General features: G+C 70.3%; 12 protein-coding genes. 2 read left to right on the top strand and 10 right to left on the bottom strand.

All coding sequences use genetic code 11. From position 1 onward, the window contains the following. Window positions 1–10 precede the first annotated feature (10 nt). The 9 genes from AB0D59_RS32805 to AB0D59_RS32765 form a co-directional block, all read right to left on the bottom strand. Complete coding sequence (locus AB0D59_RS32805) at window positions 11–1618, bottom strand: glycoside hydrolase family 13 protein (RefSeq protein WP_362573283.1); 1608 nt, start codon at window positions 1616–1618, stop codon at window positions 11–13. 30 nt (window positions 1619–1648) lie between these two features. After that, window positions 1649–2530, bottom strand: coding sequence for a carbohydrate ABC transporter permease (locus AB0D59_RS32800; RefSeq protein WP_362573280.1), 882 nt, complete (start codon window positions 2528–2530; stop codon window positions 1649–1651). Next, window positions 2527–3483, bottom strand: a complete 957-nt coding sequence (locus AB0D59_RS32795) for a sugar ABC transporter permease (RefSeq protein ID WP_362573277.1) — start codon at window positions 3481–3483, stop codon at window positions 2527–2529. The genes AB0D59_RS32800 and AB0D59_RS32795 overlap by 4 nt, the downstream gene beginning before the upstream one ends. Window positions 3484–3488: 5 nt before the next feature. Further along, window positions 3489–4841, bottom strand: coding sequence for an extracellular solute-binding protein (locus tag AB0D59_RS32790; protein ID WP_362573275.1), 1353 nt, complete (start codon window positions 4839–4841; stop codon window positions 3489–3491). A 141-nt stretch (window positions 4842–4982) separates the two neighbouring features. After that, a complete protein-coding gene (locus AB0D59_RS32785) occupies window positions 4983–5978 on the bottom strand; it encodes a LacI family DNA-binding transcriptional regulator (RefSeq protein ID WP_362573272.1) in 996 nt (331 codons plus the stop codon). A 57-nt stretch (window positions 5979–6035) separates the two neighbouring features. Next, window positions 6036–6851, bottom strand: coding sequence for an ABC transporter permease (locus AB0D59_RS32780; protein WP_362573268.1), 816 nt, complete (start codon window positions 6849–6851; stop codon window positions 6036–6038). An 11-nt stretch (window positions 6852–6862) separates the two neighbouring features. Next, window positions 6863–7726 carry an ABC transporter permease gene (locus tag AB0D59_RS32775; protein WP_362573265.1) on the bottom strand — a complete coding sequence of 288 codons (864 nt, stop codon included), beginning with the start codon at window positions 7724–7726 and terminating at the stop codon, window positions 6863–6865. 3 nt (window positions 7727–7729) lie between these two features. After that, entirely contained in the window at window positions 7730–8926 is a 1197-nt protein-coding gene (locus tag AB0D59_RS32770) for an ABC transporter substrate-binding protein (protein WP_362573262.1), read from the bottom strand. 51 nt (window positions 8927–8977) lie between these two features. Next, window positions 8978–10009 carry an ABC transporter ATP-binding protein gene (locus AB0D59_RS32765; RefSeq protein WP_362573259.1) on the bottom strand — a complete coding sequence of 344 codons (1032 nt, stop codon included), beginning with the start codon at window positions 10007–10009 and terminating at the stop codon, window positions 8978–8980. A gap of 123 nt (window positions 10010–10132) precedes the next feature. Between AB0D59_RS32765 and AB0D59_RS32760 the strand changes: the two genes are divergently transcribed. Further along, window positions 10133–10873 carry a GntR family transcriptional regulator gene (locus AB0D59_RS32760; protein ID WP_362573256.1) on the top strand — a complete coding sequence of 247 codons (741 nt, stop codon included), beginning with the start codon at window positions 10133–10135 and terminating at the stop codon, window positions 10871–10873. 37 nt (window positions 10874–10910) lie between these two features. Then, window positions 10911–11690, top strand: coding sequence for a hypothetical protein (locus AB0D59_RS32755; RefSeq protein ID WP_362573253.1), 780 nt, complete (start codon window positions 10911–10913; stop codon window positions 11688–11690). 97 nt (window positions 11691–11787) lie between these two features. Here the strand turns inward: AB0D59_RS32755 and AB0D59_RS32750 are convergent, their stop codons facing one another. After that, complete coding sequence (locus AB0D59_RS32750; protein WP_362573250.1) at window positions 11788–12456, bottom strand: hypothetical protein; 669 nt, start codon at window positions 12454–12456, stop codon at window positions 11788–11790. Window positions 12457–12633 lie beyond the last annotated feature (177 nt).

The following is a 12633-nucleotide window of genomic DNA, read 5'->3' as shown; positions in this document are numbered from 1 at the left end:
AACCGGCGGCTCAGATCATCAGCCAGGCCGCCGTGTCCTGCGGCAGACGGCCTGTGCCGTCCAACGGGCCGCTGGTGAGGAGAAGTTGGGTGTGGGCGGGGAGCTCGGCGGGGTCGGGCGCGAGGTTGACCACACAGATCAGTCCCTCGGCGCGGGTGAAGGCGAGGACGCCCTCGGGAGCGGGCAGCCAGGTCAGCGGGCCGGCCCCGAAGAGCGGGCGGGCGGCGATGGCGCGGCGGTAGAGGCTGAGCATGGAGTCGGCGTCCTCCTGCTGGCGGTCGGCCGCGTACGAGGCCCAGCCGGCCGGCTGCGGCAGCCATGGCTCCTCGCGCGAACCGAACCCCGCGTACGGCAGATCGGCGGCCCAGGGCATCGGCACCCGGCAGCCGTCCCGGCCGGGGTCGGTGCCGCCCGACCGGAAGTACATCGGATCCTGGATGTGGTCCGCCGGGATCTCGGCCTCGGGCAGCCCCAGCTCCTCCCCCTGGTACACGTACACCGCGCCGGGCAACGCCAGGGACAGCAGCGCGGCCGCGCGGGCCCTGCGGGTGCCCAGCTCCAGGTCCGTGGGGGTGCCGAAGGCCTTGGTCGCGAAGTCGAAGGCGGTGTCCTGGCGGCCGTAGCGGGTGACCGTGCGGGTCACGTCGTGGTTGCACAGCACCCAGGTGGCGGGCGCGCCGACCGGGGCGTGCTCGGCGAGGGTGGTGTCGATCGACGTCCGCAGCCGGTTCGCGTCCCAGGGGCAGGACAGGAAGGAGAAGTTGAAGGCGGTGTGCAGTTCGTCGGGGCGGAGGTAGCGGGCGAAGCGCTCGGCGTCGGGGAGCCAGACCTCACCGACGAAGACCCCGTCGTAGGCGTCGGCGACCGCGCGCCACGCGCGGTAGACGTCATGGAGGTCGTCGCGGTCGACGAAGGGGTGCGGCTGCGGGTCCGTGGCCAGGTCGGGCAGGTCCGGGTCCTTGGCGAGCAGGGCGGCGGAGTCGATACGGACGCCGGCGACGCCCCGCTCGAACCAGAACCGCAGGATGTCCTCGTGCTCCTGACGGACGGCCGGGTGGGCCCAGTTGAGGTCGGGCTGTTCGGGGGTGAACAGGTGCAGGTACCAGTCGCCGTCGGGCAGCCGGGTCCACACCGGTTCGGTGGAGCCGAGGAACTGCGACGGCCAGTCGTTGGGCGGGAGTTCGCCGTGTGCGCCACGCCCCGGGCGGAAGTGGAACAGCTCGCGCTCGGGGCTGCCGGGCCCTGCCGCCAACGCCGCCTGGAACCAGGGGTGCTGGTCGGAGACATGGTTGGGGACGATGTCGATGATCGTCCGGATGCCCAGCTCCCCCGCCTCGGCGATGAGCTTCTCGGCCTCGGCGAGGGTGCCGAACGCCGGGTCGATGGCCCGGTAGTCGGCGACGTCGTAGCCGCCGTCCTTCAGCGGTGACAGGTACCAGGGGTTGAACCACAGGGCGTCCACGCCCAGTTGGGCGAGGTACGGCAGCTTGGCGCGGACGCCCGCGAGGTCGCCGGTGCCGTCGCCGTCGCCGTCCGCGAAGCTGCGGACGTACACCTGGTAGATGACGGCGGAACGCCACCAGTCGAGGTCCTTCGGGGCATGGCTGGGCTGTCCCACTGTGCGTGCCTTTCTGTCGGAGGAAGGGCGTCAGCCCTTGGTGCTGCCCGCGCTGATCCCGGCGATGATGTGCCGCTGGAAGACGAGGAACAGCGCGACCATCGGGATGCTGGCGATCACCATCGCGGCGATGAGCACGGTGAGCTGGATGTTCTGCGACAGCTGGACCAGGGCCACGCTGATGGGCTGCTTGTCGGTGTCCGAGAAGACCATCAGCGGCCACAGGAAGTCCTGCCACACCGCGACCAGGGCGAAGATCGACACCACCCCGAGCACCGGGCGGGACATGGGCAGCACCACCGACCACAGGATGCGCAGCTTGCCGGCGCCGTCGATCTCGGCGGCCTCCAGCACATCGCGCGGCAGTTGGTCGAAGAACCGCTTGAGGAGATAGAGGTTGAAGGCGTTGGCGACGGCCGGGAGCCAGATGCCGAGCGGGTCGTTCAGCAGGCTGGTGTGGATGAACGGCAGGTCGGCCACGGTCAGGTACTTGGGCACGACCAGGGCCTGGGCCGGGACCATCAGGGTGGCCAGGATCCCGCCGAGGACCACCTTGCCGAACGCGGGCTTCAGTTTCGACAGGGCGTAGGCGGCGGCCGTGCAGAACACCAGCTGGAAGGCCCAGGCGCCGGCCGCCTGCACCACCGTGTTCCACAGGTGCTGGGGCAGCTGCATCAGGTCCCAGGCGTCGGTGTACCCGGTCAGGTGCAGGTGCTTGGGGATGAGGGTGGGCGGGGTCTGGGCGACCTCGTCCGGGGACTTCATCGCGCCGGTCACCATCCAGAACACGGGGAACAGGAAGGCGAGCGCGAAGAGCAGGACGACACCGGTGAAGACGGTCCAGTAGATCGCCCTGCCCCGGGGGCGGGCCAGGGTCGCCGGCGAGATCAGGGTGCGGGTGGCGCTGCTCATCCGTCCTCCCCGGAGCGGGTCAGCCGCAGATAGACGGCGGAGAAGACACCGAGCAGCACCAGGAGCATGACGCTGAGGGCGCAGGCGCCGCCGAAGTCGTTGTAGAGGAACGCGTACTTGTAGATGAGGTAGAGCACGGTGACCGTGGCGTTCTCCGGACCGCCTCCCGTGATGACGAACGGCTCGGTGAACACCTGCATGGTGGCGATGATCTGAAGGAGCATCAGCATCAGGATGACGAACCTGGTCTGGGGGATCGTCACGTGCCGGATGCGTTGCAGGAGGTTCGCGCCGTCGAGTTCGGCGGCCTCGTACAGCTCGCCGGGGATGGACTGGAGGGCGGCCAGGTAGATCAGGACGGTGCCGCCCATGTTCGCCCACGTGGCCACGATCACCAGGGAGATGAGCGCGGTGTCGGCGCCGTTGGACCAGTTCGAGGTGGGCAGGTGGAGGAAGCGCAGGGTCTCGTTGGCGAGGCCGGATCCCGGGTCGTAGAACCACTTCCACAGCAGGGCGCTGACCACCGGCGGGATCATCACCGGCAGGTAGACCACGACCCGGAAGAACGCCTTCGCGTGCCGCAGCTCGTTGAGGACCAGGGCGAGAACGAACGGGATCGCGAACCCGATCAGCAGCGCGAGCAGCGTGAAGGTGAGGGTGTTGCGCCAGGCCGCCGAGAACTCGGGGTCGTGCAGGACCCGGGTGAAGTTGGCGGTGCCGACCCATTCCGGGGACGAGCCGGGCGTGTACTTCTGGAAGGCGATCACGACCGCGCGGATCGCCGGGTACCAGGAGAACAGGGCGAAGCAGATCAGTCCGCCGAGCAGGAAGCCGTAGGCGCGGGCCTGGTCGAGGAGCCGGCGCCGCCTCCGGTCCCCTGCCGGGGGCGGCGCCGGGGCCTGTCGGGCGCCGACCGCCGCGGGGGCGGGTCGGCGCTCGGCCGTCTTGGTCATCGCGGTCAGCTCCGGGCCAGGATGCCGTCGATCTTCTCGTTGGCGTCCTTGAGGAGCTGGTCGATGTCGGCGTCCTTCTTCGTGAGGACGGCGGAGACGGCGCCGTCGAGGACGGAGTAGATCTGCTGGGCGTTGGGCGGCTCGATCTTCATCTGGAGGGACTGGTTGCCGTCCAGGAAGGCCTGGTAGTTCTCCACCGGGACGTTGGCGTTGGCCTTCTTGACCTGCTGGTCCTTGGCGTCGGCGGCGCCGGTGAACAGACGCGGCTCGGGCAGGCCTACGGGTGCGTTGTTCTTCTTGGCGCGGGCGTAGTCGCCGAGGAAGCCGTCACCCGGGGTGAGGAACATGGAGTCGAGCCACTTGAGGCCGGCCTTGATCTGCGCCGGGCTGTCCTTCTTGTTGAACATGTAGCCGTCGCCGCCGATGAGGGTGCCCTGGCCGCCGGGCATCGGGGCGAGGGCGAGGTCCTTGTAGTTGCCGCCCTTCTCCTTGACCAGGATCGGGATGTTGTCGGGGGCGGAGAGATACATGCCGAGCTTGCCCGAACCCATCATCTGCTGGACGTCGTTGAGGATCAGCAACTGCTTGCTGCCCATGGTGTTGTCGGTCCAGCGCATGTCGTGCAGGTTCTGCAGGACCGCGTGGCCCTGCGGGGTGTCGACGGTCGCCGTCTTGCCGTCGGCGGAGACGACGTCACCGCCCTGCGAGTACAGCTCGGCGGTGAAGTGCCAGCCACCCTGGTTCTGCGCGCTGTAGTCGGCGTACCCGACGGTGCCGTTGCCGAGGGCGGCTATCTTCTTGGCGTCGGCGCGGACCTCTTCCCAGGTCGCCGGCGGCTTGTCGGGGTCGAGACCGGCCTTCTGGAACAGCGCGCGGTTGTAGATCAGGCCCATGCTGTATCCGGTGCGCGGGATGCCGTAGACCTTGCCGTCCACGGTGTAGATGTCCCGCAGCTGCTTCTGGATGGTGTCGTAGCTCTTGAGGTCCTTGAGGTACGGCGTGAGGTCGGCCGCCTGGTTGATGTCCACGACGTGCTTGGCGTCGGTGAAGTACGTGTAGAAGACGTCCTCCATCTGGCCGCCGGCCAGCTTGGCGTCGAAGGTCTTCGGGTCCTGACAGGGGAACGCGTCGTGCGCGACGACGTCGATGTCCGGGTTCTTCTTCTCGAAGTCGGCGATGTCCTGATCGAAGAACGAGCGGTCGACCTTGGCGCTCTTCGGCGGCTCGCAGTTGACGGTGATACGCGTCTTGCCGCTCCCCGCGTCGTCGTCGCCCGACCCGCAGGCCGAGGCCGAGAGCGCAAGGGACGAGCAGACGCCGATCGCGACGAGAGCACGGCGGAACCCGGTGCTGGACATCGGTGGACCCCCCAGAACAGGAGCAGTTGGGCGCCGCACCAGGACCGGTGGGCGCCGCACACTCAAGCACCGGCAGCACTGCCGCGCAAGATGTCGCGCAGAATCTGTAATTATTCGACAGCGGATGGGATCTGTTGACTCTCAGGCTTTCGGCGCTTGCGCGGTCGACCCCCTGACGACCAGCTCCGGCTCGAACAGCAGCTCCTCCGCCGGGACGACCGTGCCGCCGATCTGAGCGTTCAGCAGCTCGACGGCGGCCCGGCCCATGGCCTCGATGGGCTGGCGCACGGTGGTGAGCGGGGGTTCGGTGCAGTTCATGAACGCCGAGTCGTCGTAGCCGACGACCGACACCTGGGACGGGACGTCCAGGCCCTTGCGACGGGCTGCCCTGATCGCTCCCAGCGCCAGGGGGTCACTGGCGCAGATGATCCCGGTGACGCCCTGGTCGATGAGGCGCGTGGCGGCCGCGTGACCGCCCTCGATCGAGAACATGGCCCGGGCGACGCTCGCGTCCGGGAGGTCGCCCATCGTGCGCACGGCGGCCAGCTTGCGGGCCGACGGCATGTGGTCGGCGGGGCCGAGGACGAGCCCGATCCGCTCGTGACCGAGGGAGGCGAGGTGCCGCCACGCCTGTTCCACCGCCACGGCGTCGTCGCAGGACACGGCGGGGAAGCCGAGATGGTCGATGGCCGCGTTGATCAGCACCACCGGGATGTTGCGGTCGGCGAGCAGCCGGTAGTGGTCGTGCGGTGCGTCGGCCTGGGCGAACAGACCGCCGGCGAACACGACACCGGAGACCTGCTGTTGCAGCAGCAACTCCACATAGTCCGCCTCGGAGACCCCGCCCTTGGTCTGGGTGCACAGCACCGGGGTGAGCCCGAGCTGGGCGAGCGCGCCGCCGATGACCTCGGCGAAGGCCGGGAAGATGGGGTTCTGCAGCTCGGGCAGGACCAGGCCGACGAGCCGGGCACGCTCGCCGCGCAGCTGGGTGGGGCGCTCGTAGCCCAGGACGTCCAGGGCCGAGAGCACCGCCTGCCGGGTGGCCTCGGAGACCCCGGGCTTGCCGTTGAGTACCCGGCTGACCGTGGCCTCGCTGACCCCGACCTTCTTGGCCACTTCCGCAAGTCGTCGCGTCATGGACGCAAGCGTAGCGCAAGCTACGCAAGTAGTTTGCGTAAGCCTGGGGAGCCGGGGTCAGACACGGCTGCCCGTGGCCGTGTCCGCCGACAGCCGCTGGGCGACGTAGATGGGGACCACCGACAGCAGCACGAGCACGGCCGCCACCACGTTCACCACCGGTGCCTGCTGGGGGCGGGTCATGTTGTCGTAGATCCACAGCGGGAGGGTCTGGACACCCGGCCCCGCGGTGAAGGTGGTGACCACGATCTCGTCGAAGGAGAGCGCGAAGGCGAGCAGGCCGCCCGCGAGCAGCGCCGAGCGCACCAGCGGGAAGGTGACGTCGGCGAAGGCCCGGAAGGTGTCGGCGCCCAGGTCGGCCGCCGCCTCCTCGTAGGTGCCCGAGGTGCGGCGCAGCCGGGCGACGACGTTGTTGAAGACGATCACCACGCAGAAGGTGGCGTGTCCGACGACCACGGTGAACAGGCCGAGCCCGACGCCGAGCGGCTCAAGGACCGTGCTGAAGGCCGAGTTGAGGGCGATGCCGGTGACGATGCCGGGCAGGGCGATCGGCAGGACGACCACGAAGGAGAGGGCGTCCCGGCCGAAGAAGCGGTACCGGGCGACCGCGAAGGCGATCAGCGTGCCGAGCACCAGGGCGATCGCGGTGGCGCCGAGCCCGGCCTTCACCGAGGTCCACAGGGCCGCGCGGGCACCGGAGCTGTGCCAGGCGACCGACCACCAGTGGGTGGTCAGGCCGGGCGGCGGCCAGCTCGCGCTGCGGTCGGGGTTCAGGGAGTTGACGAGGACCAGCAGCAACGGCACGTAGATCACCGCGAAGCCGAACCCGGCGGCGACACGCACCGCGATCCGCGCGGAACGGGAGAGTTGCACGGCGGGCTCCTCTACAGGCTGCTCAGCGCGCCGGTGCGGCGCATCGCGAGCAGATACAGCACGATGACGACGACCGGGACGGTGGCGAGCGCGGCGGCCATGGGCAGGTTGAGTTCGATGTTGGCGTAGACGAGGTTGCCGATGAGCTGGGTCTTGCCGCCGACGATCTGCACGGTGATGTAGTCGCCGAGGCTGAGCGAGAAGGTGAACACCGACCCGGCGGCGACCGACGGCAGCACCATCGGCAGCACCACGGAGCGGAAGGTCCGCCCGGCGCGGGCGCCAAGGTCCGCGGAGGCGTCCAGCAGGTTGTCCGGCAGCTGCTCCAGCGCGGTGTGGATCGGCAGGATCATGTACGGCAGCCACAGATAGGTCAGGGCGAGCACGGTGGCCGGCAGCCCGAAGCCGGGCCCGCTCAGCCCGAGGGGCTTCAGCAGCCAGTCGGCGAGCCCGCCCTCGGACAGGATCAGCCGCCAGGCGTACACCTTGACCAGGTAACTCGCCCACAGCGGGGTGAGGATGGCGACCACCAGGAGCGGGCGCAGGCTCGGCCTGGCCACCCGGGCGGTGTAGAAGGCGACCGGGAAGGCGATCACCGCGCACAGGACGGTCACCGCGAGGGCGACGCCGACGCTGCGCAGGATCACCTGCCGGAACACCGGTGTCGTGAACAGCTCGTGGAAGTTGTCGGTCGACCAGACCTTCACCACCTCGGAGGTGAAGGAGTCCGTCGTCCAGAACGCGGAGACGAACAGCACCGCCAGCGAGCCCAGATAGAGCACGGCCAGCCACAGCAGCGGGGCGGTCAGCAGCAGGGCGAGGCGGAGCCGGGGGCGCCGGTGCAGCGCCCCCGCGGTCCGGGTGAGCACGGTCATGGCTCAGCCCTTGATCTCGGTCCAGGCCTGCACCCACTTCGCGTACGGCACGCACTTGACGTCGGTACGGCCGTCCAGGCACTGCTCGATGGGCGTGTTCCAGAAGGCGATGTTCTTCCAGTAGCTCTCGTCGGCCGCGTGGTAGGTCGCGCAGAAGCTCTTGTCGCTGGTCAGGTCGCAGGCCTTGGCGTTGGCAGGCGCCTCGCCGAAGTACTCGGCGACCTCGGCGTTGACCTTCGGGGAGACGATCCAGTTCAGCCACTGGTAGGCGCAGTCGGGGTGCTTGGCCTTGGCGGACACCATCCAGGTGTCGGACCAGCCCGTCGAACCCTCCTTGGGCACGAAGGCCTTGACCTTGGCGCCCTCGTCGGCGGCCAGGTTGGCGATGACCTGCCAGCTGGTGCCGATGACGGAGTCGCCGCTCTTGAAGGCGGAGATCTCCTTGAGGTAGTCGCTCCAGTACTCGCCGATGTCCGCGTTCTGCTTCTTCAGCAGGGCGACGGCCGCGTCGAACTGCTTCTGGTCGAGGGCGTAGGGGTCCTTGATCTTCAACTCGGGCTTGGTGGCCTTGAGATACAGGGCCGCGTCGGCGATGTAGATCGGCGAGTCGTAGGCGGTGACATGGCCCCGGTACTTCGCCGCGTCGTCGAAGACGGCCGACCAGGAGGTGGGCGCGGGGGTCACCTTCTGCGTGTTGTACATCAGCAGGTTGGCGCCGCGGCCGTGCGGGATGCCGTACATCTGGCCCTTGACCGAGTTCCAGGCGCCGTTCTTCAGGCCGCTGAAGACGTCCTTGTAGTTCGGTACGAGCTTGGTGTTGACCGGGGCCGCGTCGCCGGAGGCGATCAGGCGCAGGGAGGCGTCGCCGGAGGCGGAGACGGCGTCGTACTCGCCGGTCTTCATCAGTTTGACCATCTCGTCGGAGCTGGCGGCGACCTTGGAGTGGACCTGGCAGCCGGTCTGCTTCTCGAAGTCGGTGACCCAGTCCACCTTGGGGTCGTCGGAGCCGTCCTCGACATAGCCGGCCCAGGCGATCAGGTTGACCTCGCCCTCGCTCTTGCCGAGCTTGGCGAGGGGCTTGAGGTCGGGCGGGTTGAGGCCGGTGGAGGAACCTGAGCCGGAGGAGCCGCAGGCGGTGGCGGTGGCGGCCAGCAGCAGCGCGACGGCGGCGGCCGCGGTGCGGGGACGGGGGAGGCGCACGACGTACTCCAGACGTGAGGGACGGCGGATCCAGCCGGGACGGGCGGCGGGTCAGTCGGGGACGTGGACGGTGTGCCGGCGCTGCCAGCGCAGCCGGACGCGGGTGCCGCGGTAGGCGGCGACGTCCTCGGCGGAGGTGTCGAGGTTCTGCTGGAGCGCGGTGAGCCGGCCGCCGCCGTCCAGGTCGACCAGGAAGCGGGTGGCGTCGCCGAGGTAGACCACCTCGGCGACGGTGCCGACGGCGTCGGCGTGGTCGGATTCGCCCGGGCCCGCGGTCTCCTCGAGGACCCGGATCTTCTCGGGCCGGATGCTGTGGGTGCCGCTCTCGCCGAGCACCCGCCGGGCGGTGTCCCCGGTCAGCAGGTTGGAGGTCCCGACGAAGGAGGCGACGAAGGCGCTGGCGGGGCGTTCGTAGATCTCGGCGGGGGTGCCTACCTGTTCGATACGGCCCTGGTGGAAGACGGCGACGCGGTCGCTCATCGTCAGGGCCTCCTCCTGGTCGTGGGTGACGAAGACGAAGGTGATGCCCACCTCCCGTTGCAGGGCTTTGAGTTCGAGCTGCATCTGCTCGCGCAGCTTGAGGTCGAGGGCGCCGAGGGGCTCGTCGAGCAGCAGGACGCGGGGCCTCCCGACGAGGGCGCGGGCGAGGGCGACGCGCTGGCGCTGGCCGCCGGAGAGCTGGGCGGGGCGGCGGCCGCCGAAGCCGTCCAGGCGGACCTCGGCGAGGGCCTTGCGGGCGCGGACCAGGCGTTCGGCCCTGGCGATCCCGCGGACCCTGAGGGAGTAGGCGACGTTCTGCTCGACGTTCATGTGCGGGAACAGGGCGTAGTCCTGGAAGACGGTGTGCACGTCCCGTTCGAAGGGGGCACGGCGGGTGACGTCCTGCCCCGCGAGTTCGACCACGCCCGAGGTGGGGCTCTCGAAGCCGGCTATCAGGCGCAGGACGGTGGTCTTGCCGGAGCCCGAGGGGCCGAGCATCGAGAAGAACTCGCCGTCACGGATCTCCAGGTCGACTCCCGCCACGGCGCTGGTCTCGCCGAACGACTTCCGCAGATCCCGCAACCGGATCGCGCTGGCCTCCATGGGCGGGAACCTTTCTGGCGCTCTCTTGCGTTGCACGTAGTGAACGGAAAGATATGAAGTCATAGTTCAAAGCTCAAGACCCTTCTGAGGTAAAGCTTGGGTCAACGCACAGGGTGGTGGGCCGTGGAACAGCAGCAGACGGACGGCGGCGCCCGAAAGGCCGTCTTCGCCCGGGTGGACAGCGGGGCCCGGGTCGACGCCGTCGTACGCCGGATCGGCGACGCCATCGAACTCGGCCTGCTCGCCGACGGCGAGCAGCTGCCCGGCGAGACGGAGCTGGCCGGACAGCTGGGGGTGTCCACGGTGACCCTGCGGGAGGCCCTGATGGCGCTGCGCCAGCAGGGCCTGGTCGTCACCCGCAGGGGCCGCGGCGGCGGCAGCTTCGTCTCCCTGCCGGACACACCCGGCCGGGAGCGTCTGACGGAGCGGCTGCGCGGCTGGAGCCCCGAGGAGCTGCGCGACCTCGGCGACCACTGGGCGGCCCTGTCCGGCACCGCCGCGCACCTCGCCGCACAGCGCACCGAGGACCACGACCTTGACCAGCTCCGCCGGACCACCGAGGAGTTGCGGGGGGCCCGGGACACGTCGGCGCGTTGCCGGCTGTACGGCCGTTTCCATGTGGAACTGGCCGCCGCCGCCCAGTCGGCCCGGCTCACCCGGGAACAGGTGGCGCTCCAGAGGGAGGTCGGGGCGCTGCTGTGCCTTGTGCTCGGCGACGACGAATATCGTGAAGAGGTGGCGGACCGTCACCGGTCCGTAATCTCGGCCGTGCAGGATGGGGCGGACGCATCGGCCAGGGAGCTGGCCGAGCGGTGCGTGCGGGACTCGACGGCGCGGCTCATCGCCCTGCGGCTGGCCCTGTAGCCGCGCCGCCCCGCTCCCCCGTCCGCCGGAGGGCAGCATGAGCCGCGGCACCGTCCCCGCCACTCCCGCGTCCAGGACGCCGGCCGCCGCCGAGGGGTATGTGGCCGAGCGGGTCGGCCGCGCCCTGGAGGCGGTGTTCGACGCCGTGGCGCAGACCCGCGCCGACACCGCCGCGCTGCTGGCCCGGGTGGCCGCCGAGGGCCGCCGGCCGGTGACCGCGGACCTCGCGGCACTGCGCCCCGGGCTCCATCTGCGGCTGATGCGGCAGGAGTTGGTCTCCGGTGTCGGTTTCGTGGCCGCACCCGGACTGCTGGCCGACGTGCCGGCCTGGCTGGAGTGGTGGCAGAGCGACGCCGGCGGGGACGTACGGCCGCTGCTCCTCGACCTCGACCCGCGCACCTCGGCCTACTCCGACTACACGCACTGGGACTGGTTCACGCTGCCCCGGGACACCGGGCGGCGGGCGGTGGCCGGGCCGTACGTCGACTACCTCTGCTCGGACGAGTACAGCCTCACCCTGTCCGCACCGGTGGTACGGGCGGGCCGCTTCCTGGGCGTGGCCGCCGCCGACGTGTATCTACGGCACTTCGAGGCGGCCGCACTGCCCCTGCTGCGGGCGCTGCCCGGCCCCGCCCGGCTGGTCAACGCGCGCGGCCGGGTGGCGGCGTCGGCGGACCCGGCGCATCTGGCCGGCTCGCTGACCAAGGGACCGGACTTCGCGGCCGTGCTGGAGAGCGGGCGGCCGGGCACGTTCGGCGCGCTGCGGTTGGTGCCCTGCCGGGGTGTGCCGCTCGTCCTGGCGGTGGCCCCGGCGTGAGACGGGACCCGCGTCGGGGCGGTGGCGGATGCGGGCCGGAGCCGGTGCGGGCGTCCGGCCCGGCGCCGTCGGCGACCTGAACGCCGGCGGTGCCGGGTCAGGCGTCGGGGGCGGGAACCACGGTCAGATGGGCGCCCAGGCCGCCGGGCCGGCGGGCGCGGCGCGGGGCGGCGGGGCGGGGGGCGGCGCGCAGCACCAGGGTGTAACGCGCGTAGCCCATGTCGTGCAGGGTCCTGGCGGTCTCGCCGACCACCCGGCACTCGGTGGCGCCCAGCGCGGGGTCCGGGTGCAGCACCGGCCGGACGGCGCCGTCGAGCCGGGCACCCTCCTCGCCGACCGCGCGCAGCCAGTGCGGCAGACCGTACCGGAAGGCGGCCTCCATGATCGGGTCCTGGGCGATCTCCCGGCGGATCGACTGGAGTTCGTGGTCGTGGGCGTACCGCTCCAGGGTGGTCTTGAACTGGGCCAGCATCGGCAGGCACCAGCCCGACTCGTGCGCGCCGAGCACCGAGCCGGCGTCCGGGTGGAACAGGACGAACCGGAGGAAGTTGTCCCCGGGCATGGCGGTGGGATGCGGGGCGACCCCCCGGAAAAGTGTCTCGAACGCGCCGTTGGCCAGCACCACGTCCCAGCGGTGGTCGACCACCAGGGACGGGAAAGGGACCGCGTCCAGCAGCAACGCGTAGTCCTGGAGATATGCCTGGGCCTCAAGACTTTCGGGGACGGGCCGCGGCGCCGGCCGCCGCCCACCTGCCTGATATGCCATCGGGAGGTCACCCCTCTTGCCTATGCGGCCTTCTCGCGGCGATGTGATCCTGCTGCCCCATCCAGAGGCATGTCAACTATCGTGGCATTTCATGCCTGTTGACGGCCGAAATTGGCCACAGTTGTGGCGACACCTGGATGTGAGTTCGAACGACCCGCTAATCTCCGGGAAGTTCAC

The organism is Streptomyces sp. NPDC048417 (genome assembly GCF_040651615.1).
GTDB lineage: Bacteria > Actinomycetota > Actinomycetes > Streptomycetales > Streptomycetaceae > Streptomyces.
Note: the sequence above shows the minus strand (reverse complement) of the source record. Positions and strands in the feature narration are given on the sequence as shown.

What these genes read in the sequence shown, in the direction of transcription:
- AB0D59_RS32800 (WP_362573280.1), bottom strand. Translation starts at nt 2,530, where the DNA reads ATGAGCAGCGCCACCCGCACCCTGATCTCGCCGGCGACCCTGGCCCGC.
- AB0D59_RS32795 (WP_362573277.1), bottom strand. Translation starts at nt 3,483, where the DNA reads ATGACCAAGACGGCCGAGCGCCGACCCGCCCCCGCGGCGGTCGGCGCC.
- AB0D59_RS32790 (WP_362573275.1), bottom strand. Translation starts at nt 4,841, where the DNA reads ATGTCCAGCACCGGGTTCCGCCGTGCTCTCGTCGCGATCGGCGTCTGC.
- AB0D59_RS32785 (WP_362573272.1), bottom strand. Translation starts at nt 5,978, where the DNA reads ATGACGCGACGACTTGCGGAAGTGGCCAAGAAGGTCGGGGTCAGCGAG.
- AB0D59_RS32775 (WP_362573265.1), bottom strand. Translation starts at nt 7,726, where the DNA reads ATGACCGTGCTCACCCGGACCGCGGGGGCGCTGCACCGGCGCCCCCGG.
- AB0D59_RS32765 (WP_362573259.1), bottom strand. Translation starts at nt 10,009, where the DNA reads ATGGAGGCCAGCGCGATCCGGTTGCGGGATCTGCGGAAGTCGTTCGGC.
- AB0D59_RS32755 (WP_362573253.1), top strand. Translation starts at nt 10,911, where the DNA reads ATGAGCCGCGGCACCGTCCCCGCCACTCCCGCGTCCAGGACGCCGGCC.
- AB0D59_RS32750 (WP_362573250.1), bottom strand. Translation starts at nt 12,456, where the DNA reads ATGGCATATCAGGCAGGTGGGCGGCGGCCGGCGCCGCGGCCCGTCCCC.